The following is a 22505-nucleotide window of genomic DNA, read 5'->3' as shown; positions in this document are numbered from 1 at the left end:
AGGCGGTGCAGGGGCTGTGGAAGGCGGTGTATAAGTCGCCTGTCAGTGGTTATCAGCGGCTCGCTGTCGTAAACGAAAACGGGCCCCGCAGGGCCCGTGGTCTTCATGCCGGTGCCTACTGACCGCCGGAGGGGAAGTGGAACTCCGCCTGGGTGGTCTCGAAGGGCGAGGGCCAGCGCTGTGACACCGCCTTGCGGCGGGTGTAGAAGCGCACAGCGTCGGGGCCGTAGGCGTGCAGGTCGCCGAACAGCGAACGCTTCCAGCCGCCGAAGCTGTGGCTGGCCACCGGCACCGGCAGCGGCACGTTGATACCCACCATGCCGACCTCGATGGCGTCGGTGAAGCGACGTGCCGCCTCGCCGTCACGGGTGAACAGGCAGGTGCCGTTGCCGTACTCGTGGGCGTTGGTCAGGGCGATGGCCTCGTCGAGGCTGTCGACACGCACCACGCACAGCACCGGGCCGAAGATCTCCTCGCGGTAGATGGTCATCTCCGGGGTGACCCGGTCAAACAGGCAGCCGCCGACGAAGAAGCCGTTCTCGTGGCCCGGGACCACCAGCTCGCGGCCGTCGGCCACCAGGGTGGCGCCTTCCTGCACGCCCTTCTCGATATAGCCGAGCACCTTGTCGCGATGCTGGGCGGTGACCAGGGCGCCCATGTCCAGGCCCTTGTCGGTGCCGGGGCCGATCTTCAGCGCGGCGATCTTGGGCTCCATGGCCTCGATCAGGCGGTCGGCGGTGTCATCGCCGACGCACACCGCCACCGAGATCGCCATGCAGCGCTCGCCGGCGCTGCCGTAGGCGGCCCCCATCAGGGTGTTGGCGGCGTTGTCGATATCGGCATCGGCCAGCACCACGGCGTGGTTCTTGGCGCCACCGAGGGCCTGCACCCGCTTGCCGCTCTCGGCACCACGCCGGTAGATGGTCTCGGCGATGGGGGTCGAGCCGACGAAGGACACGGCCTTGATCTCGGGGGCGTCGAGCAGCGCCTCGACGGTCTCGCGGCCGCCCTGGACCACGTTCATGATGCCCTGGGGCAGGCCGGCTTCCTCGAGCAGGCGGGCGACCGCCAGGGCGGCGGACGGGTCCTTCTCGGAGGGCTTGAGCACGAAGGCGTTGCCGCAGGCGATGGCCATCGGGTACATCCACAGCGGTACCATCGCCGGGAAGTTGAACGGGGTGATGCCGGCCACCACGCCCAGCGGCTGGAAGTTGGAGAAGGCGTCGATGGACGGCCCCACGTTGTGGGAGTACTCGCCCTTGAGCAGCTCCGGCACGCCGCAGGCGTACTCGACGTTCTCGATGCCGCGCTTGAGCTCGCCCATGGCGTCCTCGAGAGTCTTGCCGTGCTCTTCGCTGATCAGTCGCACCAGACGATCGGCGTCACGCTCCAGCAACGCCTTGAAGCGGTACATCACCTGGGCGCGCTTGGCCGGCGGGGTATCGCGCCAGGCCGGGAAGGCCGCCTGGGCGGCGTCGATGGCGGCCTTGACGGTGTCGGCGTCGCCGTCGGCGACCTGGCGAATGGTCTCGCCGGTGGCCGGGTTGGTGACCGGCAGATGGCGGCTGGCCTCGAGATCCTGACCATTGATCCAGTGATTGACGTTGTCCATCGAGGGTCCTCAAGTGTCGAAAGGGTGGACGGGAAAGACCCGTCCGCGCTGTGGATAACGCTGTGAACAGTGGGTGTAAAGGTTGTCCACAGGCTGTCGGTTTCAGGTGGATAAGCCGGGCGCTGGGTACCGGCAAGCGGCCCCAGGCGAGCGGGCTCAGGCAAGCGGTCTTGGTCGAGCGGCCCCAGTCAAGCGGCCTCAGTCGAGCCGGTCGAGGGTCTCGGCGACGGCGTCGAACAGGCGCTCGAGCTCGGCCTCGGTGGTGGCGAAGGGAGGGCCGAACTGTAGGGTGTCGCCACCGAAGCGCACATAGAAGCCGGCCTCCCACAGCGCCAGGTGGGCGTCGCGCGGGCGGATGGCCGGATCACCGTCGCGCGGGGCCAGCTGGATCGCCCCGGCCAGGCCGAAGTTGCGGATGTCGACCACATGGGAGCGGCCCTTCAAGGCGTGCAGGCGATCCTCGAAGGCCGGGGCGATAGCCCTGACCTGGGCCGGGAAGTCCTCGCGCTCGAGCAGGTCCAGCGCGGCAAGGGCGGCGGCGCAGGCCACCGGATGGCCGCTGTAGGTGTAGCCGTGGGGAAATTCAATGGCGTGCCCCGGGCCGCCGGCGTGCATGAAGGTGTCATGGATCTCGCCAGAGGCGATCACCGCACCCATCGGCACGCAGCCGTTGGTGATCTGCTTGGCCACCGTCATCAGATCAGGGGTGACGCCGAAGGCCTCGGCGCCGGTGCGCGCGCCGCTGCGGCCGAAGGCGGTGATCACCTCGTCGAAGATCAACAGGATGTCGTGGGCCGAGCAGATATCGCGCAGCCGCTCGAGGTAGCCCTTGGGCGGCACGATGACCCCGGCGGAGCCGGACATCGGCTCGACGATCACCGCGGCGATGTTGGAGGCGTCGTGCAGGGCGATCTGCTCGAGCAGCGCATCGGCGAGTTCGGCCCCGGTCTCGGCCTGGCCCCGGGTGAAGGCCTGGTTCGGCTGCAGGGTGTGGGGCAGGTGGCTCGAGTCCAGCAACTGGCCGAAGTGCTTGCGGTTGCCGCCGATGCCGCCAAGGCTGGTGCCGCCGATGTTGACCCCGTGGTAGCCCTTGGCGCGGCCGATCATGCGGGTCTTTTCCGGGCGGCCCTTGAGCCGCCAGTAGGCCTTGGCCATCTTCAGCGCGGTATCGGCGGACTCGGAGCCGGAATCGGTGAAGAACACATGGTCGAGTCCCGCCGGGGTCAGGCTCGCGACCTTCTCGGCCAGCTTGAAGGCCAGCGGATGGGACACCTGAAAGCTCGGCGCAAAGTCGAGACTGCCGAGCTGGTGGGCCACCGCCTCGCGGATCTCTTCACGGTTGTGGCCGGCGCCGCAGGTCCACAGACCCGACAGTGAATCGAACACCCGGCGGCCGCGGTCGTCGATGAAGTAACGGCCCTCGGCGCCCTGGATCATCCGCGGATGCTGGTGGAAGTCCTGGTGGGCGGTGAACGGCATCCAGTAGTGATGGTTGAGCCCGGCCCCCGCAGGGCGCTCGGCGTGGGCGTCGGGACGGGTATCGAGGGTGTCGAAGGTCAGCATGGCGAGTCTCCAGTCAGGGGCCGCAGGGCGGGCATGGACTCAGCATGGACAGGGCTTCAGGTTTGTAAAATCACTCTTTGTTGTCGTTCACGTGAGTAAAGATAAACGTTTAGTGTCGGCGATTTCTTTTCTTGACCAATTCACGCAACGGGTCTAATCCTTATATTTATTCGAATAAATGACCGAGGCGATCCGTGCCGACTTCCTTTCCCCAGCGCCGACAGAAGCTCGCGGACCTGATCTGCGAGGACATCAAGCAGAAGATCGTGATGGAGAACCTGTCGCCGGGTGACCGCCTGCCCAACGAGAAGGCCCTGATGGAGCGCTATGAATGCGCCAAGGGCACCATTCGCGAGGCGCTGCGGGTGCTCGAGGTGGAAGGCCTGGTCGCGCTCAAGACCGGCCCCGGTGGCGGCGCCATCATCCGCGAGGTGACCGTCGATCCGGCCTGCCGCGCGCTGCGCAACTTTCTGCACTTCCAGCACGTGGACGGTAGCCAGGTCTATCAGCTGCGGCGGATGGTGGAGGTCGAGGTGGCGGTCTCGGCCATGGACCGGCTCGATGCGGCGGGGCTGACCCGGCTGCGGGACAACATCGATCAGTGCCAGCGGCCCCATGAGGACGAACTCAGCCAGCGCCAGCACCGCATGCTGGAGCTCGAGTTTCACAACATCCTGGCCGAGTACTGCCCCAATCCGCTGCTGCGCTTCATGAGCACCTTCCTCAACGACCTGCTGCGCGACCTGGTCGTCATCAAGAAGGCCTACAAGCCGGAGCGCCACGCCTTCGATGAATCGAACATCCGCTATCACATCGCCCTGCTGGAGGCCTTCGAGGCCAGCGACCGCGAGGCGGTGCGCCGCCTGATGTACGAGCACATGTGTGACGCCGAGCACCATATGTCGGCCCTGGAGGGCGAGATGGCCAAGCAGTTCCTGGTCTCACCTGACGCCCTCGGCGAGGCGGGCGGCTAGCCTCCTGGCCCCCGACCTGCGGCAAACCAACCAACAATGACAACAACTGCCACCCCACGCCAGCGACCCCTCATCCACTCCGATGACGTCGAAAAAAGAGGAACAACAATGACTGTGCGCAAGACCTCCCTGATGCTTTCCGCCCTGGCCCTTGGCCTGGCGACCCAGCCGCTGCTGGCCCAGGATCAACAGCCGCTCACCTTCTATGGGGTGAAGTCCCTGTCCGGTGCCTTCGCCAGCTACGGCAAGTACGCCGAGATGGGCTCCCGGCTGGCGGTGGAAGAGGCCCGAGAAACCCTCGGCCGCGATATCGAGTACGTCAGCCTGGACACCGAGGGCAACGCCGGCCGCGCCATCCGCAAGGTGCAGGAAGCGATCAACCAGGACGGCGGGCGACTGTTCAACGGTGCCACCCTGTCATCCACGGCGCTGGCGGTGGGCAAGGAAGTCGCCGGCGTCGAGGGCGTGTTCATGACCCCCGCCGGCGCCGACGAGCTGACCGGCAGCGAGTGTAATGCCTCCACCTTCCGCTGGTCGGTGCCGACCTACGGGGCCATCCGCGAGACCCTGGTGCCGCTGATCGAGGCGCTACCCGAGGCCAAGCGCTTCTACACCATCACCCCCGAGTACGTGTTCGGCGAGGCGCTGCTGGACAACGCCAAGGCGGTGTTCGAGGAGTTCGGCGTCGAGCACGTCGGCAACAGCTATCACTCGCTGCAGGAGCAGGAGTTTTCCGGCTACCTGACCAACGCCATGTCGGCGGCGCCGGACGTGCTGGTGCTGTTGAACTTCGGCTCCCAGTCCTCCAACGCCCTGCGCCAGGCGCGCAACTTCGGCCTCAACGAGCAGATGGACATCCTGATGGTGTGGTCGGCGGGCCTCGACCAGTTCGAGGAACTCGGCGCAGCCAACGTCGACGGCATCTACTTCGGCGCCCAGTATTGGCACGAGGTCGACACCCCCTTCAACCAGCAGCTGGTGGCCTCGGTGCGCGAGGCCTACGACATCACTCCGACCTATCCCCTGGCTGCCGACTACACCATGACACGCGTGATGCTTGAAGTGGCCGACGCCAGCGGGGCCAGCGAAGGTCCGACGCTGATCGAGGCGCTGGAAGGCTACACCTACCAGGGCCCCACCGGTGAGGAGACCATCCGCGCCTCCGACCATCAGGTGATCAAGGACTACTACCTGCTCAAGGGCAAGGCCGAGGGCGAAATGGAAGACCCCGACGACTACGCCGACGTGATCAGCGCCGGGCGCTCCTTCGTCACCCCTGAGGACTCGCCCTGCCAGCTGTAAGGCTGTCAGCTTGCCAATCTGCCGGGGACGGCGTCCCCGGCACGACAGGAGTCGGGACCATGCTTAACGTCTATCTGTTCCAGATCCTCAACGGTCTGGGGCTCGGGATGATCTATTTCCTGATTTCGGTGGGATTGACGCTGATCTTCGGACTGTTGAACTTCGTCAACTTCGCCCACGGGGCCTTTTTTCTGGTGGGCTCCTACCTCTGCTACACCCTGGTCAGCCTGACCGGCAACTTCTGGCTGGCGCTGATCGCAGGCCCCTTGCTGGTGGCGCTGCTGGCCTGGGCGCTGGAGCGCAGCCTGATCCAGCGCATCTACCACCTGCCGCATACCTTCCAGATTCTGGTCACCCTGGGCATCGCGCTGATCATCCAGGAGCTGTCGATCATGATCTGGGGCCCGGTGGGCAAGAGCATCCCCACCCCGGAGGCACTGCAGGGCGTGGTACGCATCGGCAACTTCGCCTACCCCTACTACCGGCTGTTTCTGATCGGCTTCAGCGCCCTGGTGGCGGTGGTGCTGTGGCTGCTGCTCGAACGCACCCGCTTCGGCGCGCTGGTGCGCGCCGGCAGCGAGTCCACCGAGATGGTATCGCTGCTGGGTTCCAACATCTTTCGCCTGTTCTCCATCACCTTCGCCCTCGGGGTGGGCCTGGCCGGGCTTGCCGGGGTGCTGTCGGCGCCGCTGCGCGGGGCGCACCCCTTCATCGGGCCGGAGGTGCTGGGCCTGGCCTTCGTGGTGGTGGTGATCGGTGGCATGGGGTCCTTCACCGGCGCCCTGGTGGCGGGGCTGATCGTCGGCGTAGTGCAGAGCCTGATGACCTCGCTGTGGCCCCAGGGCGCCAGCCTGATGATCTACGCCGCCATGGCGGTGGTGATCCTGCTGCGTCCCCACGGACTGTTCGGGAGAGCATGAGATGATGACCAAGACACTCGATACCGCCGCTGCCAACCCAGGCCGGCGCCGCTTCAAGGGGCGTCTCGGCGCCGGCACCACCCTGGCGATGCTGGCGGTGATGGTGCTGCTGCCGCTGGTGCTGCCCTCCGCCACCCTGGCCACCGAGATCCTGATCTTTGCCATGGCCGCACTGGCCTGCAATCTGCTGCTCGGCTTCACCGGGCTTCTGTCCTTCGGCCAGGCGATCTTCTTCGGCGCCGGTGCCTACATCAGCGCGCTGGCGATGATCCACCTCGACGCAGGACTGATCGGCGCGCTGCTGATCGCCGTGGTGGCGGGCTGTGTGCTGGCGCTTGGCGTGGGCATGCTGTGCATCCGGCGCAAGGGCATCTACTTCGTGATGCTGACCCTGGCGCTGACCCAGATGGCCTACTTCCTAGCCTACACCCTGAGCGACTGGACCGGCGGCGACAATGGCCTGCTCGACGTGCCGCGCCCGCCGCTGGCGGTGGGCGAGACGACCCTGATCAGCTTCGCCTCGCCGCTGGCCTTCTATGCCCTGGTGGCCACCCTGTTCGCGCTGATCTACGTGGTGGCCCGGCGCATCACCGACTCGCCGTTCGGCAGCACCCTGCTGGCGATCCGCGAAAACGAGCAGCGCGCCTCGGCGCTGGGCTACGACACCCGCCTGTTCAAGATCATGGTATTCGTGCTGTCCGGCGGCATCACCGCCCTGGCCGGGGCGCTCTACGGCATGCTGCTGAACTTTGTGCCGCTGTCCAATATCGAGCTGTTGATGTCCGAGCAGATCCTGATCATGACCATCATCGGCGGGACCGGCTCGCTGTTCGGTTCGCTGCTGGGCGCCGGCGCCATCGTGCTGCTGGGCGACCTGCTGTCGTCGATCTGGCCGCGCTGGATGCTGCTGCTGGGCGTGGCGCTGATCGCGGTGGTGATCTTCATGCGCGGCGGTCTGTGGGGCGGGCTGTCGAGCCTGCTGGAGCGACGCCGTGGCAACCACGCCGAACCGCACAAGGAGGCCAGCCATGACTGACGTACTGCTGGAAACCCGCGACCTGGCCCTGGCCTACGGTGCCTTTCGGGCGGTGGACGGAGTCAGCCTGCGTATCGCCCGCGGCAGCATCCATACCGTGATCGGACCCAACGGCGCCGGCAAGACCAGCCTGTTCCATTGCCTCACCGGTGAGCGTCGGCCCACCGCCGGGCGCATCCTGCTCGATGGCCGCGAGATCACCAGGGAGCCGCCCCACGGCCGGGTCGGCCTGGGCATGTCGCGCTCCTTCCAGGTCACCAGCCTGTTCCAGGAGCTCAGCGTCCACGAAAACCTGCGCCTGGCCGCCCAGGGCATCGACGGCTGGCGCGCGCTCAACTTCTGGCAACGCCTGAACAAGCGCCGCGAGCACCTGGCTCGAGCCGACGAGATCCTCGAGCGCATCGGTCTTGCCGAGCGCGCCGGGGTGGCGGCAGGGGAGCTGTCCCACGGCCAGCAGCGCATCCTCGAGGTGGGCATGGCGATCTGCCCGCGGCCCAAGCTGCTGCTGCTGGACGAGCCCACCTCGGGCATGGGCATCGACGATATCCCCAGCATGACCTCGCTGATTGGCGAGCTGGGCAAGGACCACAGCATCCTGCTGATCGAGCACAACATGAGCATCGTGATGTCGATCAGCGACACCATCACCGTGATGAACCGCGGGCAGGTGCTGGTCGAGGGCGACCCCGAGACCGTGCGCAGTGATGCCCGCGTGCGTGACGCCTATCTGGGGGAGGCCGCCTGATGCTCGAGATCAAGGATATCCACAGCTACTACGGCAAGAGCCATGTGCTCGAAGGCGTCTCTTTGACGGTGGGCGAGGGCGAGCTGGTGACCCTGCTGGGGCGTAACGGTGCCGGCAAGACCACCACCCTGAAGAGTATCATGGGGCTGGTCGACACTCCCGCCGGCAGCATCGAGCTCAACGGTCAGTCGCTGCTTGGCCAGCCGCCGTTTCGCATCGCCCGCCAGGGCGTGGCGCTGGTGCCGGAGCACCGCGGCATCTTCAGCATCCTCAGCGTGGAGGAAAACCTGCAGATCGCGGTACGCGCCGGCAGTCGCTGGCAGATGGCCGACATCTATCGCTGGTTTCCGCGCCTCGAGGAGCGCCGCCGCAACCGCGGCAACGCCCTGTCCGGGGGCGAGCAGCAGATGCTGGCGATCGCCCGGGCGCTGCTCAACGACCCGCGGATCCTGCTGCTCGACGAGCCCACCGAGGGCCTGGCCCCGGTCATCGTCGACGAGATCGTCAAGATCTTGAAGGCGATCCGCGAGGAGGGCCTGTCGGTGCTGCTGGTCGAGCAGAACCTGCGGGTCTGCGAGGCGGTGGCCGACCGCCACTACATCCTCGAGCAGGGCCAGATCGTCTACACCGGCAGCGCCGACGACTTCCGTGACGATCCCGGCGTGCGTGATCGCTACCTGGCCCTGAGCGCCTGAGACCACTCTTTTGCAAGGATGATACCCATGACCGTTTCCGTGACCCCATCCGAGGCTGCCGGCGCCGTGCTCAAGAGCGACGGCGAGCGCCTGTGGCAATCATTGATGACCCTGGCCGAGCTGGGCGCTACCCCCAAGGGTGGCGTCAATCGCCAGGCGCTGACCGAGCTCGACCGTCAGGCCCGTGACCTGTTCATCGACTGGTGCCGGGCCGAGGGCTGCCAGATCCGCATCGACGCCATCGGCAACATCTTCGCCCGACGGGAGGGCAGCGAGCCCGGCCTTCCGGCGGTGATGACCGGCAGTCATATCGACACCCAGCCCACCGGCGGCAAGTACGACGGTTGCTTCGGCGTGCTGGCCGGGCTCGAGGTCATCCGCACCCTCAACCAGCACGCCATCACCACCCGGGCTCCGGTCGAGGTGGTGGCCTGGACCAACGAGGAAGGCTGCCGTTTTCCGCCCTGCATGATGGGCTCCGGGGTGTTCACCGGCGAGCTTGGCCTCGATGAGATGCTGGCCCGCTGCGACGACGAAGGGGTCAGTGTCGGTGAGGCGCTGGACGCCATCGGCTATCGCGGCAGCGACCGTGTGGACCTCGACGAGGTGAAGGCCTACTTCGAGGCCCATATCGAGCAGGGGCCGCTGCTCGAGGATACCGCCACCACCCTGGGCGTGGTGATCGGCGCGCTGGGGCAGAAGTGGTTCGATGTCACCCTGACCGGCGTCGAGGCCCACGCAGGCCCCACTCCCATGCACCTGCGCAAGGACGCCCTGGTCGGCGCCGCCGAGATCACCCTGGCGGTCAACCGCATGGCCAACGAGGCGGCGCCCCACGGGCGCGGCACCGTCGGCGTACTGACGCCCCACCCGGGCTCGCGCAATGTGATTCCCGGCCAGGTGCGGATGACCGTCGACCTGCGGCATCTGGAATCGGACGCCCTCGAGGACATGGCCGCCCGGCTCGCCGAGGTGGTGGCCGAGGTCAGCCAGCGTCACGGTCTGCGGGCGGAACTCACGCCCACCGCGGACTTCCCGCCGGAGGCCTTCGACGAGACCTGCGTCAAGGCGGTGCGTGCCGGCGCCGAGGCCCATGGCCTGTCGCACATGGACATCGTCAGTGGAGCCGGTCACGACGCCATCTTCCTTGGCCGGGTGGCGCCCACCGCCATGATCTTCGTGCCCTGTGAAGGCGGCATCAGTCACAACGAGATCGAGTACGCCACGCCGGAGGACCTGCACGCCGGCTGCAACGTGCTGCTCCACGCGGTGCTGGACAGCGCCGGCGTCGCCGCTCGGGCCGAGGGAGGGCAGCGATGAGTCAGGCAACGCTCCCCCCTGGGCGCCAGGCCAGCGACGAGCCGGCCCTGGCCGAGCTGGGCGCCTGCCAGGCGCTCGAGGCCTTTCGCAAGCGACGATTGACCCCGAGCCAGGTGATCGAGGACTGCCTTGCGCGGATCGCGCGGGACAACCCAAGGGTCAACGCCTTCGCCCATGTCGCCGGCGACGAGGCGCTGCGTGCCGCCGAGGCCTCCACCCGGCGCTGGCGCGAGGGCACACCATGCGGCCCGCTGGATGGCATCCCGGTCACCATCAAGGATTTGACGCTGACCCGTGACATGCCGACCCGCATGGGCTCGCGCACCAGCGACCCGGATGCCGCGATGAAGGTGGACGCCCCGGTCAGCGGCTTTCTGCGCCAGGCCGGTGCGATCATCGTCGGCAAGACCCTGTCGCCGGAGTTCGGCTGGAAGGGGGTGACCGACAATCCGCTCCACGGCATCGCCCGCAATCCCTGGAATCCTGCGCTGACCCCGGGGGGCTCCTCCGGGGGCGCCGGGGCGGCGGCGGCGCTCAACCTCGGCATGCTGCACCAGGGCAGCGACGCCGGTGGTTCCATCCGCATCCCCTGCAGCTTCACCGGCACCTTCGGCATCAAGCCGACCTTCGGCTGGGTGCCCCAGTGGCCGGCCAGCGCCATGAGCACCTTGTCACATCTGGGACCGATGACCCGCAGTGTCGAGGACAGCGCCCTGATGATGAGCCTGCTGGCGCAGCCGGACGCTCGCGACGGCTACCTTGGCGGCCCCTGTCCCATCGACTGGCGCGCGCCGCCGCCGCAGGACCTGCGTGGCTGGCGCGTCGCGCTGAGCCTGGATCTGGGCTACGTCCAGGTGGCGCCGGATATCCGCGCCCGGGTGGAGCAGGCCGCCAGTGAGCTCGAGGCGCTGGGGGCTCGGGTCGAGCGGCTCGACCCGGGCTTCGAGGATCCCATCGACACCTTCAACACGCTGTGGTTCTCCGGCGCCTCCCAGGCCCTTTCGAGGCTGTCGCCACAGCAGCAGGCGCTGCTGGACCCCGGCTTTCTCGAGATCGCCCGTCGCGGCGCCGATATTCCCCTGGCCGAGTACCTTGACGCCCGCCGCCGGCGCGCCGAGCTGACCGCTTGCATGGCCGACTTTCATCGGCGCTTCGATCTGCTGGTGACCCCGACGATGCCGATCTCGCCCTTCGCGGCCGGTCATAACGTGCCGCCGGGCGGCCCCTACCGGGAATGGATGGACTGGACCCCCTTCACCTATCCGTTCAACCTGACCCAGCAGCCGGCGGCGTCGCTGCCCTGCGGGCTGGACGACCAGGGGCTGCCGGTGGGGCTGCATCTGGTGGGGCCGAAGTTCCGCGATGACAGGGTCATGCAGGCGGCCGCGCTGCTGCAGTCGCGCCTGCCTCGGCTGAGCCCGCCGGGGCTGGGCTAAGGCGCTGCGTCCTTCAGGGCGGATAAAGCAGACGATGCGGCGAGGGTGATAGAGAGTAGACCGCAAACGACAGCGGGGCCGATCGGCCCCGCTGTCGTTTTTCATGGCGCCCGATCAATGCCGCCTTCTTATGGCGCCCAGTTGATGAAGCGCCTTCTTATGGCGCCGGTGCCGCGCCGACAGACGGATATCCTTCACTAAAGTCGCATTTCGCCGTCGTCATGCTCTGGCTATCTTGGGTACACGAATACTTTGTATGATGTAATACCTTAAGTGCAAAAGCCGAAGTAGTCGTCACAAGAGCGGCAACTACAAGAGCAGCAGTCCCCACAGGAACGGCCACACCGCCTTGCGTCGGCCGTCCCCGCAAGCCAACAACAAGCACTGCCCTGACGGTGGCAAGGAGTGGAAGAGATGCGCAAGTCGATGAGCATGACCCTGGGTGGCCTGGCGCTGGTCGTCAGTGCCTCGGTCGCGGCGGACTATCCGGAGCGCGACGTTCGCATGATCGTGCCCTGGGGCGCCGGCGGCGGTACCGACGGTATCGTTCGCAAGATCTCCAACCTGGCCGAGGAGCCGCTGGGAGGCACCGTCTACGTCGAGAACATCGAAGGCGGCATGAGCGCCAACGGCCTGGTGCAGGCGCTGGGTGCGCGCCCCGATGGCTACACCCTGATCGCGCTGACCTACGACAGCGTTGTCACCATCCCGTGGCAGGGGATGCTGGCCGGCTACGATATCGACAAGCTGGATCTGATCGCGCGGATCACCAGCGAGCCGGACGCCGTCGTGGTGCCGGAGGATTCGCGCTTCGATAGCCTCGAGGCATTGATCGAAGCCGCCAAGGCCGCGCCTGGGGAGATCCGTGCCGGTATCCAGAACATGGGCTCGCGGACCCACCTGACGCTGCTGCAACTGCAGGACCAGGCCGAGGTGGAGTTCAAGATCGTCTCCTATCCCGGTGGCGCGGCGCCCCAGAAGGAGGCCCTGCTCAACGGCGAGGTGGACCTGGCGCTGACCAGCCTCGGTGACTTCGAATCGCTGATCTCGGCGGGTGACGCCCGTGGCCTGGTGGAGTTCACCGACGTCCAGAGCGAGAGCTTCCCCGACGTGCCCCCGGCAACCGAGCTGGGCTACGACATCCAGATGGGCAGTTTCGTGATCCTGGCGGCGCCTGCCAATACGCCGGACGACGCCGTGACGGCCCTCGAGGCGGCCTATCAGCAGGCCTACGACAGCGAGGAATTCCAGAACTGGCTGGTCGACGTCGGTGTCACTCCCAACTGGCTGGGCACCGATGAGGTCGAGGATTGGGCCGAACAGACCCAGGATGAGCTGTTCGCGCGCATGGACGAGCTGAAGGAAGCCGGCCTGATCGGCCAGTAAGCCCGCGCCGCCACCGCGGTGGCGGCTCTTTTCCGGAGGACTCCCGATGAAATCGCTCTCCCGCCTGGGGACCTGGCTGACGGGGCCGACAGGTGTCGTCATCTGCCTGTTGGCCCTGACCCTGATCTATCTGCTCGAGGCGTTCAAGATAGCCCCGCCCATCAAGAACGGGGCCCTGACCGCCTCCTTCTTCCCGGTAGCGCTCGCCGTGGTCATGCTGCTGGCGCTGGGTGGCGTGATCCTCGCCGATCGACGCGAGGCGGCCAGTGGCGAGGCAGGTGGTGAGGCCGGCGCCGGGGAAAGCGACGAGGGCGGCGACAACCGTGGCGATGCAAAGGTGGCGGCGTGGCGGGGGCCGGTGGCGGTCACCCTGCTCACCGCCGTCTATATCGCCCTGTTTGCCCACCTTGGCTACTTCATCGCCACCTTCCTCTACGCCTTCAGCATGACGCTGGCCTTCGCCACCGGGCGGCCCTCGCCGCAGGCGCTGGCGTTCAAGGCGCTGGTGGCCGGCGTGCTCACCCTGCTGGGATACGGGCTCTTCGAGCTGGTGTTCCAGGTTCGCCTGCCGACGCCCTGGATCTGACCCATGGACTATCTGATCGAACTCTCCAAGGGCCTTGCCGTGCTGATGCAGCCCGACATCCTGCCCTACCTGATCGGCGGCTACCTGATCGGCACCTTCTTTGGCGCCGTGCCGGGGCTCACCTCGATGCTGGCCATTGCCCTGCTGTTGCCGTTGACCTACAGCCTCGACATCACCGCGGCGCTGGTCGCCTGCGCCGCCATCTTCATGGCCGGCATGTGCAGTGGCAGCATCACCGCCACCACCATCAATATTCCCGGTGCCCCGGCCTCGATGATGACCGCCATCGAGGGCTACCCCATGCAGCAGCGGGGCGAGGGCGCCAAGGCGCTGGGCCACGCCGCCCTGGCGTCGATGATCGGCGGTGCCCTGGGTGCCATCATGCTGATGGTGATGGCGCCGCTGGCCACCGAGGCGGCGTTGCTGATTCGCACGCCGGGCAAGTTCTCGCTGATCGCCTTCGCCCTGATCGTGATCGTCATCTCCCAGCGTGGGGCCATCTCCAAGGGTCTGGTCGCCACCACCCTGGGGGTGATGGTGGCCACTGTCGGTATCGATGTGATGCAGCCGGTCACCCGCTTCACCTTCGGCACCGGCGTGCTGATGCAGGGCATCGACATCATGCCGCTGGTCATCGGTGCCTTCGCCGTCAGTGAGCTGCTGGTTCAGTCGCAGAACCGCGCCTCGCGCACCGTCGAGGTCGACGCCATCAAGGCCAGCGTCATTCGCCGCCGGGACTTTATTCCACCCTGGCACGAGGTGCGTGAAATCGGCGTCTATCGCTACGTCAAGACCGCCATCATCGGCTACAGCGTCGGCGTGCTGCCGGGCGCCGGAGGCTCCATGGCGGCCTTTGTCGCCTACGCCGAGTCCATGCGCAGCTCACGCCACCCGGAGAAGTACGGCAAGGGGTCGGTGGAGGGCATCGCGGCGGCGGAGGGCGCCAACAACGCCATGTGCAGCGGCGCCTTCGTGCCGATGCTGTCCTTCGGTATTCCCGGCGATCCCACCACCGCCATCGTGCTGGGCGTGCTGGTGATCAACGGCCTGCAGCCCGGGCCGCAGTTCCTCGACAGCCAGCTTGCGCTGGTGGCACCGATGTTCATGGCGCTGCTGGTGGCGGCCCTGGTGATGGTGCCGCTGACGCTCTACGTGCTGGGACCCTGGTTCGTGCGCATCGTCTCGATCCGCCGCGATGTGCTCTACGCCAGCATCGCGGTGATCGCGCTGGTCGGCTGCTACGTGGCTACCTACTCGATCTTCCAGATGGGACTGGCGCTGGTGTTCGGGGTGCTCGCCTTCCTGCTGCGGCGTCAGGGCTATCCGGTGGCCTGCCTGCTGCTCGGTTTCGTGCTCGGCCCGAGCCTGGAGGAATACTGCCGACGCTCGCTGTCGCTGTCCGACGGCAACCCGCTGATCTTCCTCACCAGTCCCGACAGCCTGTTCTTCCTGGCGCTGACCGGGGTGTTCTACTACTTCATGGTGGTGAGAAAGCCTGAGGCGCGACAGCACGCCTGATGTCCTGGCCAGTGAGCGACCGCCGCAAGACACGACAAGGCCGCGCCCTCGGGCGCGGCCTTGTCGTGGTGGGCTGAGTGGAACGCGACGGTCGGTCAGACGTGCTTGTCAGGCGACGCTACTGGTGTTGCTGAGCGGACGCGAGGGACCGAAGTTTTCATGACGGCGGCGCAGCGCAGACACGTCGAACAAGATAGCCAGCTGCGGCTCAGGCGACGCTCTTGCTATGGTCGAGCGGACGCGAGGGACCGAAGTGCTCGTAGTGACGGCGCTGCTCGGGGATACCCAGTTCTGCCAGATGGCTGTCGATGGCGCTCATGAAGGGCGGCGGGCCGACGAAGTAGCACTGGGCGTCGCCGCCGGGCAGCAGGCGGGCCAGCAGCTCACGCTCGAGGCGGCCCTTGATGTCGCCGCCGTCGCCTTCCTCGTAGGCGCAGACCCGGGTCAGCAGTTGTGGATAGTCTCTGGCAAGGGCCTCGACCTCGCCACGGAAGGCGTGGTGGTCGATATTCCGGGCAGCGTGGACGTAGCAGACCCGGCGTCCCTGGGCCAGGGCCTGGCGCGCCAGCGGCAGCATCGGTGTCTGGCCGACACCGCCGCTGATCAGCATCACCGGCGCATCGCCATCGTCCAGGGTCAGCTCACCGGCGGGGGGCAGCAGTTCCAGGGTGTCGCCGACGCGCATCTGCTGGTGCAGGAAGTTGCTGACCAGACCGCCCGGCTCCTGTTTCACCGAGATGCGATAGCTACGGCCGTTGGGGCTGCCGGAGAGGCTGTAGTGGCGATGCACGATTGCCTCGTCCACCGCCAGGCGCAGGCCGATGTACTGGCCGGGCTCGGCGTCGGCCACCGGCTGGCCGTCGACCGGCTCCAGGGTGAAGGAGCGAATCACCTCGCACTCGCGCTGGATCTGGGCGACACGGAACTCGCGCAGTCCACGCCAGCCGCCGGGGCGCTCGGCGAAGGCCTGGTAGCGCTCGGCTTCGGCGGCGATCAGCAGCGCGGCCAGGTCGTTGTACAGGGCCGCCCAGGCGTCGGCGATCTCCGGCGTCACCACCTCGCCCAGCACCTCGCCGATGGCGGCCATCAGGCATTCACCGACGATGGGGTACTGCTCGGGCTGGATGCCCAGCGAGACGTGCTTGCTGATCACCGTCTGCATCGAGTCGATGACTTCCTGGGGCTGGCGGCGCAGGCCGACATAGGCCAGCATCCCTCGCGCCAGCGCCTTCGGCTGGCCACCGTCGGCCTGGTGGGCCTGGTTGAACACCGCCTTGACCTCCGGGTAGCGCTCGAACATCAGCGGATAGAAACGGGCGGTGATGGCGTCGAGGTGTTCGGCGACCAGAGGGGCGGTGGCATCGATGATGGCGTCTTGGGCAGCGGTGGTCATGGCGTCTCCTGTCAGGGATATGGCGCAGCGCGCTCCCACTGTGGCAAAAAACATTCACCGTGTCGGAGGCCTGGCTCGTTTGGGCCTACTTTTTCTCTACAGCTTGTGAACAGAGCATCGGTTGATATGCCTCGACACCTGCGGTGCTTCCACGGGGTCGGGGCGTATCGCTCGTCGCCTTTCTGTACCCTGTATGGAGCAAGCGATATGCCGCTTCGCTTAAGGTGCGCCAACTTGCCACAGTGCGGGTGATCCAGAGTAGGTAATGAGCGGGCAGTGTGGATCCACAGGGCGCTTGTCGAGAGCGCTGGTCACGCTACCCGGCTCCTTTTTTTCTGGCCCGGTTCCCGGCCACGTTTGCGACCCGATTCTGTCCCGGTATTCGCCCAGGACAGTGGTACCTCTTGCGAATGAAATCGAGGTTGCATGTCGATCTGACACTACAAGTGCTATCGTTTTGACACTATTGATAGTCAAAAGGACATTCTAGGTGGTCAGCTTTCTACGACGCCTGCGTGCCCTGCTGCAGCGCCTGGGCGATGAGCAGGGTCCCGAGCTCGCCGAGGCCTGGCAGGGCGTGCTCGAATCACTGGTGGCCCCCACCGCGGCGGATGCCAGCGCGCTGCTGGTGGCGCAGGGCTCCGGTCTCAGGCCGGTGGCCACCATCGGCCTGCCCGAGGGCGTGGCCGGCAGGACCTTCGCCTTGGCCGAGCATCCTCGCCTTGCCGCCATCGCCGAGGCGCCGGGGGTCTGCCGCTTTGCCGCGGACTCGCCCCTTCCTGATCCCTACGACGGGCTGCTGGATGACGGTCTCAGCCCTGTCCATGACTGCCTGGGGGTGGCGTTGCGCGACGGTGATGAGCTGATCGGCATGGTCACCCTGGACGCCCTGACTCCGGGGGCGCTGGCCGAGCTGGATGACCAGGGCCTGCTGGCGGCGGCCGAGTTGCTGGGCACCTGCCTGCGGCTGTCCCGGCGTCTGGACGGCGCCCGCCTGCAGCTCGCCCTGCAGCGCGATGACCACGGCCAGTTGCCGCGTCGGCTGACCGGCTGGCGCAGTGGCGCCATGCGCAAGCTGATGGCCTCGGTGGAGCTGGTCGCCGCCACCGACATGAGCGTGCTGGTGCTGGGCGAGACCGGCGTCGGCAAGGAACGCATCGCCCATGCCCTCCATCACGGCTCGCGACGTGCCGACGGGCCACTGGTGGTGGTGAACTGCGCCGCACTTCCTGCCTCGTTGATCGAGAGCGCCCTGTTCGGCCATCGGCGCGGGGCGTTTTCCGGGGCAACCAGCGACCATCGCGGGCACTTCCAGATGGCCGACGGCGGCACCCTGGTGCTGGACGAGGTGGGGGAGCTGCCGCTGGAGCTGCAGCCGAAGCTGTTGCGGGTGCTGCAGGAAGGCGAGGTCCAGCCATTGGGCAGCGATCGGCTCCAGCATGTCGACGTTCGAGTGGTCGCGGTGACCAACCGTGATCTTGCCCTGGAGGTCGCCCAGGGGCGCTTTCGCGAGGATCTCTATCACCGGCTCAGCGCCTTTCCGCTGGAGGTACCCCCGCTGCGCCAGCGTCCCGAGGACCTGGCGTTGCTGGTCGGACACTTCCTGGAGCAGAACCGGGTGCGTCTCGGCGTCGGCAACCTGCGCCTGAGCGAGGCCGCGCGGGTGTCGCTGGCGGCCTGGCACTGGCCCGGCAACGTACGTGAGCTGGAGTCACTGCTGGCACGTGCCTCGCTGCTGGCATTGGCCTCGGTGGACGTGCTCGGGACGCCCGATGCTCGCCGCCGTAGCGTACGCATCGAGGTCGAACACCTGGGGCTGGCGCCGGCGACAGCCCGGGTCACTGGCGCGCCCGCAGCGCAAGGCGACACGTCTCGAAGCGCCGTGTCGCCGGCCGATCGTCCAGCGGGCGAGGCGCTGGATCGAGAGCCCTCGCTGCGGGAGGCTACCGAGGCCTTTCAGCGCGAGCACATCCGGCAGGCCCTGGACACTGAAGGCAACTGGGCAGGGGCGGCTCGCCGGCTGGGGCTGGACCCCGGCAATCTGCATCGCCTGGCGAGGCGGCTGGGGCTAAAGGCCTGATTCTGGCCTGGTTATCGCCAAGGGCGTGCGAGGCTGTCGCGGGGTTGGGGCTGGGTTGGGGGATGCAGGGCTTGCCAGCGTGAGTCAGGTTTGCGGCATCGGCAGTGCCTTTGATGTGCATCATGGTGATGTTGTCCAAAGCGGGCCAGACTTCACAAGACCAAGTGAATTACTCAGGTACTCGCCATGTCATCCGTCGCCGCTCGTCTGCCTCTTGCGCGCCTCGCCTTTCGTCCCTTCTTCCTGCTGGCGGCGGCCTTCAGCGTGGTGGCCCTGCTGGTGTGGCTCGCTTTCTGGCACGGCATCTTCGTGCTGTCGCCCCGGGCGGGCATGCTGTGGTGGCACCAGCACGAGATGCTGTTCGGTGTGGTGGGGGCGGTGGTTTCGGGGTTCTTGCTGACCGCGGTGCAGACCTGGACCGGCCTCAGGGGGCTGCATGGCGCCCCGCTGCTGGGGCTCGTCGCACTGTGGCTGGCGGCCAGGCTGGGGCTGGCCTTTCCTGTCTTGCCACAGGCGCTGGTGATGGCCCTGGACGTCGGCTTTCTGCTGATCGTCTGCGCCGTGATGGCGGTGATGGTGATCCGGGCGAAGCGCTGGCGCAACCTGATCTTCGTGCCGGTGCTGGCGATCCTCGCCGGTGCCAACCTGGGCAGCCATCTGGGCGTGCTCCAGGGGGACCCTGAGCTGGTGCGCCAGTCGTCCTACCTGGCGGTGCTGCTGGTGACGCTGATCATGGGGGTGCTGGGCGGTCGGGTGATCCCGATGTTCACCGCCAACCGGTTGGGCCTGAAACGCCGCCCGGCGCTGCCCTGGCTCGAGGGGCTGGCGCTCGGCAGCCTGGCGCTGGCGGTGGTGCTGCAGCTTGCACGCACCCTGGGGACCGATCTGCCCGACAGCGTACTGGCGCTGGCGCTGCTGGTGGCGGCGCTGGCCCACCCGCTGCGCCTGATACGCTGGCAGGGCCGCGCCACCGGACGTGAACCCCTGCTGTGGAGCCTTCACCTGAGCTACGCCTTCGTGCCGCTGGGGCTTTTGCTGTGGGCCCTGGGGCTGTGGGGCGTCGGCCGGGCAGAGCTGGGTGTCCACGCCATCACCGTGGGTGCCATGGGCACCATGATGCTGTCGATGATGTCGCGGGTGTCGCTGGGCCATACCGGCCGCCCCATGCGCTGTCTGCCGGGCATCGGCGTGGCTCTGGGCCTGCTGGTGGCGGCGGGACTGTCGCGCTCGCTGGTGCTGGCGCTGTGGCCCTCGATCACCCACTGGGTCTACAGCCTGAGCATCCTCCTGTGGTGTCTCGGCTACGCCATCTTTCTGGCCCACTACGTGCCGATTCTCGGCAGTCCGCGTGTCGACGGTCAGGACGGCTAGGCTCAGATGTTACCGCTCTACCTCACCCTCAAGTCCCTGCATGTGTCGCTGGCGCTTGTCAGCGGTGCCCTCTTCGCCCTGCGCGCGCTGTGGTCGGTGACCGAGTCGCCCTGGCTCGAACGCTCCTGGGTGCGTGTGCTGCCCCATCTGCTCGATACCCTGCTGCTGGCAGCGGGGCTGTCGCTGATGGTGCTCACCACCCAGTGGCCTCACCAGACGCCATGGCTGGCGGCCAAGCTGACCGCCCTGCTGGCCTATGTCGGCTTCGGTAGTCTGGCGCTTCGACGAGCTGCCAGCGTTCGAACGCGGGCGCTGTCGGCCTGTCTGGCGCTGCTGATCTTCGTCTATATGCTTGGCGCCGCGCACCGACACAGCGTCCTGTCCTGGCTGGTATAGCCTCTTTATTGCAATGCATTGATTTACCTCAATGGCGTTGGTTTTTTCTCCTGTCGGCGGCGATATTGTCGTCATCTTGTCTCGTCAATTTCATCGTTTATCGCCGATAGTCCTGGCAACTGTTTAAGTGGTTGATGGGGCGAATCAATCAAGAATTTTGGTGATGCATGTCATATTCCGAGTGTTTAACTCAGGTATAGAAGAGCGCTCCTCAATACAATGGTCAACGGGGCCAGGGAGGTCTGACTCTCCGGCACCATGGGCCAAACAATGAGGAGACGTGGTCATGGCCGAGGGTCTGACAAAATCCGCAGCACGCAACATCTTCTACGGGGGCTCACTGTTCTTTTTCCTGATCTTTGTAGCGCTGACTGCTCACAGTCACTGGTACATCGTGACGGAGTCCACCAGCGCGCTTCCGCTGACCGATTCGGTACGCGAAGGCAAGCATGTGTGGGAAAAGAACATGTGTATCAACTGTCACAGCATCATGGGCGAGGGGGCCTATTTTGCGCCTGAACTGTCCAATGTCTGGACCCGCTATCACGGGCGCGAAAACCCCGAGGCGGCAAGGGCGGGACTGGCGGCCTGGATGCGCGCTCAGCCGCTGGCCGTACCAGGGCGGCGCAAGATGCCGCAGTTCGATCTGAGCGACGAGGAAATGACCTCGCTGATCGATTTCCTCGAGTGGACCGACGCTATCGATGATCAGAACTGGCCGCCCCACGTATCGGGATAGGTCGGTGGGTTCGCGTGACATATCGACAAGATCGCAATGGCGTACGCGTCGCGTGAGGGGAAACCGTGGAGGAACATGAAAAATGAAATATGAAACACAGAAGGTGGCCTACGCCTTCTTCCTGGTGGCGATGGGGCTTTTTGCCCTTCAGCTGGTGTTTGGCATCATGGCTGCGCTGGTCTACGTCTTTCCAGACTTCCTGGCCCAGTTGATGCCGTTCAACATTATCCGCGTCAGCCATACCAATCTGCTGATCGTGTGGCTATTGATCGGCTTCATGGGCTGCACCTACTACCTGATGCCGGAAGAGGCCGAACGGGAGATTCATAGCCCGATGCTGGCCTACCTGCAGCTGGGCATCTTTGTGGTAGCCGGGGTCGCCGCCCTGGTGTGCTATCAGCTTGGCATCCACGAGGGACGTGAATTCCTCGAGCAGCCCTTCTTCGTCAAGGTGCTGATCACGGTGTCCTTCTTGATCTTCCTCTACAACACCAGCATGACCCTGCTCAAGGGCCGCAAGACCACCATCAACCTGGTGCTGATGCTGGGCCTGTGGCTGGCGGCGGTATTCTGGCTGTTCGCCTTCTACAACCCCGGCAACCTGGCGGTGGACAAGGTCTACTGGTGGTGGGTCGTTCACCTCTGGGTGGAGGGCGTGTGGGAGCTGATCATGGCGTCGCTGCTCGGCTATCTGCTGATCAAGATGTCCGGCGTCGACCGCGAAGTGATCGAGAAGTGGCTCTACGTCATCGTCGGCCTGTCGCTGTTCTCCGGGCTGCTGGGCACCGGCCACCACTACTACTGGATCGGTACGCCGGGCTACTGGCAGGCCATAGGCAGCATCTTCTCTACCCTTGAGGTGATTCCGTTCTTCGCCATGGTGGTGTTCGCCTTCGTGATGTTCTGGAAGGGGTCGCGCAACCACCCCAACAAGGCCGCGATGCTGTGGACCATGGGCTGCCCGACGGTCGCCTTCTTCGGCGCCGGCGTGTGGGGCTTCATGCACACCCTGTCGTTCATCAACTACTACTCCCACGGCACCCAGGTCACCGCCGCCCATGGCCACCTGGCGTTCTACGGTGCCTACGTGATGCTGATCCTCGGCGTGATCACCTACGCCATGCCGCAGCTGCGTCGGAGCCAGCCGTTCAACCAGGTGCTCAACATGTGGGGCTTCTGGATCCTGACCTCGGCCATGTGCTTCATGACCTTCACCCTGACCTTTGCCGGTGCGGTGCAGACCCATCTGCAGCGGGTGCTGGGGATGAACTACATGGAGGTGCAGGACCAGCTCGGCCTGTTCTACACCATGCGTCTGGGCACCGGCATCGCGGTGACGGTGGGCGCGGTGTTGTTGCTCTACGCGCTGTTCGGTCCGGCCCGTCGGTCGGCCTCTGGCCAGCCGGCGATGTCCGCCAGCTGAACCCGATCGA

The 22505-nt window shown here is 66.4% G+C and carries 19 protein-coding genes; 16 read left to right on the top strand and 3 right to left on the bottom strand.

All coding sequences use genetic code 11. The annotated features are described in order from the left end of the window. Positions 1 to 115: 115 nt before the first annotated feature. Both NFG58_RS20035 and NFG58_RS20030 read right to left on the bottom strand, forming a co-directional pair. Positions 116 to 1612: a CoA-acylating methylmalonate-semialdehyde dehydrogenase gene (locus tag NFG58_RS20035; RefSeq protein ID WP_348827228.1), complete on the bottom strand. Its 1497-nt coding sequence runs from the start codon at positions 1610 to 1612 to the stop codon at positions 116 to 118. 198 nt (positions 1613 to 1810) lie between these two features. Then, positions 1811 to 3091: an aminotransferase class III-fold pyridoxal phosphate-dependent enzyme gene (locus tag NFG58_RS20030; protein ID WP_261395372.1), complete on the bottom strand. Its 1281-nt coding sequence runs from the start codon at positions 3089 to 3091 to the stop codon at positions 1811 to 1813. 278 nt (positions 3092 to 3369) lie between these two features. Here NFG58_RS20030 and NFG58_RS20025 point away from each other — a divergent pair, with 278 nt between their 5' ends. The 11 genes from NFG58_RS20025 to NFG58_RS19975 all read left to right on the top strand — a co-directional run bounded on the left by NFG58_RS20025 (position 3370) and on the right by NFG58_RS19975 (position 15093). Continuing rightward, complete coding sequence (locus NFG58_RS20025) at positions 3370 to 4149, top strand: FCD domain-containing protein (protein WP_231498582.1); 780 nt, start codon at positions 3370 to 3372, stop codon at positions 4147 to 4149. Between the two features lie 108 nt (positions 4150 to 4257). Next, a complete protein-coding gene (locus NFG58_RS20020; protein WP_348827227.1) occupies positions 4258 to 5451 on the top strand; it encodes an ABC transporter substrate-binding protein in 1194 nt (397 codons plus the stop codon). Between the two features lie 59 nt (positions 5452 to 5510). Then, complete coding sequence (locus NFG58_RS20015; RefSeq protein ID WP_108132112.1) at positions 5511 to 6371, top strand: branched-chain amino acid ABC transporter permease; 861 nt, start codon at positions 5511 to 5513, stop codon at positions 6369 to 6371. 1 nt (position 6372) lies between these two features. After that, positions 6373 to 7407, top strand: a complete 1035-nt coding sequence (locus NFG58_RS20010; protein ID WP_231498583.1) for a branched-chain amino acid ABC transporter permease — start codon at positions 6373 to 6375, stop codon at positions 7405 to 7407. After that, positions 7400 to 8152, top strand: a complete 753-nt coding sequence (locus NFG58_RS20005) for an ABC transporter ATP-binding protein (protein WP_108132113.1) — start codon at positions 7400 to 7402, stop codon at positions 8150 to 8152. The genes NFG58_RS20010 and NFG58_RS20005 overlap by 8 nt, the downstream gene beginning before the upstream one ends. Continuing rightward, complete coding sequence (locus tag NFG58_RS20000; protein ID WP_108132114.1) at positions 8152 to 8847, top strand: ABC transporter ATP-binding protein; 696 nt, start codon at positions 8152 to 8154, stop codon at positions 8845 to 8847. The genes NFG58_RS20005 and NFG58_RS20000 overlap by 1 nt, the downstream gene beginning before the upstream one ends. Positions 8848 to 8874: 27 nt before the next feature. After that, on the top strand, positions 8875 to 10167 hold the full coding sequence (locus NFG58_RS19995; RefSeq protein WP_348827226.1) for a Zn-dependent hydrolase: 1293 nt from the start codon (positions 8875 to 8877) through the stop codon (positions 10165 to 10167). Continuing rightward, positions 10164 to 11603, top strand: coding sequence for an amidase (locus tag NFG58_RS19990; protein WP_348827225.1), 1440 nt, complete (start codon positions 10164 to 10166; stop codon positions 11601 to 11603). The genes NFG58_RS19995 and NFG58_RS19990 overlap by 4 nt, the downstream gene beginning before the upstream one ends. A 414-nt stretch (positions 11604 to 12017) precedes the next feature. After that, the gene (locus tag NFG58_RS19985; RefSeq protein ID WP_348827224.1) at positions 12018 to 12989 is read left to right on the top strand and encodes a tripartite tricarboxylate transporter substrate binding protein; all 972 of its coding nucleotides are present in this window, start codon (positions 12018 to 12020) and stop codon (positions 12987 to 12989) included. Between the two features lie 46 nt (positions 12990 to 13035). Next, the gene (locus tag NFG58_RS19980) at positions 13036 to 13575 is read left to right on the top strand and encodes a tripartite tricarboxylate transporter TctB family protein (protein ID WP_348827223.1); all 540 of its coding nucleotides are present in this window, start codon (positions 13036 to 13038) and stop codon (positions 13573 to 13575) included. Positions 13576 to 13578: 3 nt separating this feature from the next. After that, positions 13579 to 15093, top strand: coding sequence for a tripartite tricarboxylate transporter permease (locus NFG58_RS19975; RefSeq protein WP_045993526.1), 1515 nt, complete (start codon positions 13579 to 13581; stop codon positions 15091 to 15093). Positions 15094 to 15301: 208 nt separating this feature from the next. Here the strand turns inward: NFG58_RS19975 and hmpA are convergent, their stop codons facing one another. Then, on the bottom strand, positions 15302 to 16486 hold the full coding sequence (hmpA, locus tag NFG58_RS19970; RefSeq protein ID WP_348827222.1) for an NO-inducible flavohemoprotein: 1185 nt from the start codon (positions 16484 to 16486) through the stop codon (positions 15302 to 15304). Positions 16487 to 16976: 490 nt separating this feature from the next. Between hmpA and norR the strand changes: the two genes are divergently transcribed. From norR to NFG58_RS19945, 5 genes are all read left to right on the top strand, one after another. Continuing rightward, a complete protein-coding gene (norR, locus tag NFG58_RS19965) occupies positions 16977 to 18566 on the top strand; it encodes a nitric oxide reductase transcriptional regulator NorR (protein WP_348827221.1) in 1590 nt (529 codons plus the stop codon). Positions 18567 to 18752: 186 nt separating this feature from the next. Continuing rightward, positions 18753 to 19937 carry an NnrS family protein gene (locus NFG58_RS19960; protein ID WP_348827220.1) on the top strand — a complete coding sequence of 395 codons (1185 nt, stop codon included), beginning with the start codon at positions 18753 to 18755 and terminating at the stop codon, positions 19935 to 19937. Between the two features lie 6 nt (positions 19938 to 19943). Then, the gene (locus NFG58_RS19955) at positions 19944 to 20333 is read left to right on the top strand and encodes a SirB2 family protein (RefSeq protein ID WP_222568716.1); all 390 of its coding nucleotides are present in this window, start codon (positions 19944 to 19946) and stop codon (positions 20331 to 20333) included. A gap of 286 nt (positions 20334 to 20619) precedes the next feature. After that, positions 20620 to 21072 (top strand): cytochrome c, encoded by a 453-nt coding sequence (locus tag NFG58_RS19950; protein WP_045993522.1) that lies wholly within the window; start codon positions 20620 to 20622, stop codon positions 21070 to 21072. Between the two features lie 82 nt (positions 21073 to 21154). Then, positions 21155 to 22495 carry a cbb3-type cytochrome c oxidase subunit I gene (locus NFG58_RS19945; RefSeq protein ID WP_108132122.1) on the top strand — a complete coding sequence of 447 codons (1341 nt, stop codon included), beginning with the start codon at positions 21155 to 21157 and terminating at the stop codon, positions 22493 to 22495. The last annotated feature ends 10 nt before the right edge of the window (positions 22496 to 22505 follow it).

Origin of the sequence: Halomonas sp. RT37, from assembly GCF_040070525.1 — a bacterium.
GTDB lineage: Bacteria > Pseudomonadota > Gammaproteobacteria > Pseudomonadales > Halomonadaceae > Halomonas > Halomonas litopenaei.
This window is presented reverse-complemented; position numbering and strand designations above follow the sequence as displayed.

What these genes read in the sequence shown, in the direction of transcription:
- NFG58_RS19945 (WP_108132122.1), top strand. Translation starts at nt 21,155, where the DNA reads ATGAAATATGAAACACAGAAGGTGGCCTACGCCTTCTTCCTGGTGGCG.
- NFG58_RS20010 (WP_231498583.1), top strand. Translation starts at nt 6,373, where the DNA reads ATGATGACCAAGACACTCGATACCGCCGCTGCCAACCCAGGCCGGCGC.
- NFG58_RS19995 (WP_348827226.1), top strand. Translation starts at nt 8,875, where the DNA reads ATGACCGTTTCCGTGACCCCATCCGAGGCTGCCGGCGCCGTGCTCAAG.
- NFG58_RS19960 (WP_348827220.1), top strand. Translation starts at nt 18,753, where the DNA reads ATGTCATCCGTCGCCGCTCGTCTGCCTCTTGCGCGCCTCGCCTTTCGT.
- NFG58_RS19980 (WP_348827223.1), top strand. Translation starts at nt 13,036, where the DNA reads ATGAAATCGCTCTCCCGCCTGGGGACCTGGCTGACGGGGCCGACAGGT.
- NFG58_RS19990 (WP_348827225.1), top strand. Translation starts at nt 10,164, where the DNA reads ATGAGTCAGGCAACGCTCCCCCCTGGGCGCCAGGCCAGCGACGAGCCG.
- NFG58_RS19985 (WP_348827224.1), top strand. Translation starts at nt 12,018, where the DNA reads ATGCGCAAGTCGATGAGCATGACCCTGGGTGGCCTGGCGCTGGTCGTC.
- NFG58_RS19975 (WP_045993526.1), top strand. Translation starts at nt 13,579, where the DNA reads ATGGACTATCTGATCGAACTCTCCAAGGGCCTTGCCGTGCTGATGCAG.
- NFG58_RS19950 (WP_045993522.1), top strand. Translation starts at nt 20,620, where the DNA reads ATGGCCGAGGGTCTGACAAAATCCGCAGCACGCAACATCTTCTACGGG.
- NFG58_RS20020 (WP_348827227.1), top strand. Translation starts at nt 4,258, where the DNA reads ATGACTGTGCGCAAGACCTCCCTGATGCTTTCCGCCCTGGCCCTTGGC.
- NFG58_RS20035 (WP_348827228.1), bottom strand. Translation starts at nt 1,612, where the DNA reads ATGGACAACGTCAATCACTGGATCAATGGTCAGGATCTCGAGGCCAGC.
- NFG58_RS20015 (WP_108132112.1), top strand. Translation starts at nt 5,511, where the DNA reads ATGCTTAACGTCTATCTGTTCCAGATCCTCAACGGTCTGGGGCTCGGG.
- NFG58_RS19955 (WP_222568716.1), top strand. Translation starts at nt 19,944, where the DNA reads ATGTTACCGCTCTACCTCACCCTCAAGTCCCTGCATGTGTCGCTGGCG.
- NFG58_RS20005 (WP_108132113.1), top strand. Translation starts at nt 7,400, where the DNA reads ATGACTGACGTACTGCTGGAAACCCGCGACCTGGCCCTGGCCTACGGT.
- hmpA (WP_348827222.1), bottom strand. Translation starts at nt 16,486, where the DNA reads ATGACCACCGCTGCCCAAGACGCCATCATCGATGCCACCGCCCCTCTG.
- NFG58_RS20000 (WP_108132114.1), top strand. Translation starts at nt 8,152, where the DNA reads ATGCTCGAGATCAAGGATATCCACAGCTACTACGGCAAGAGCCATGTG.
- NFG58_RS20030 (WP_261395372.1), bottom strand. Translation starts at nt 3,091, where the DNA reads ATGCCGTTCACCGCCCACCAGGACTTCCACCAGCATCCGCGGATGATC.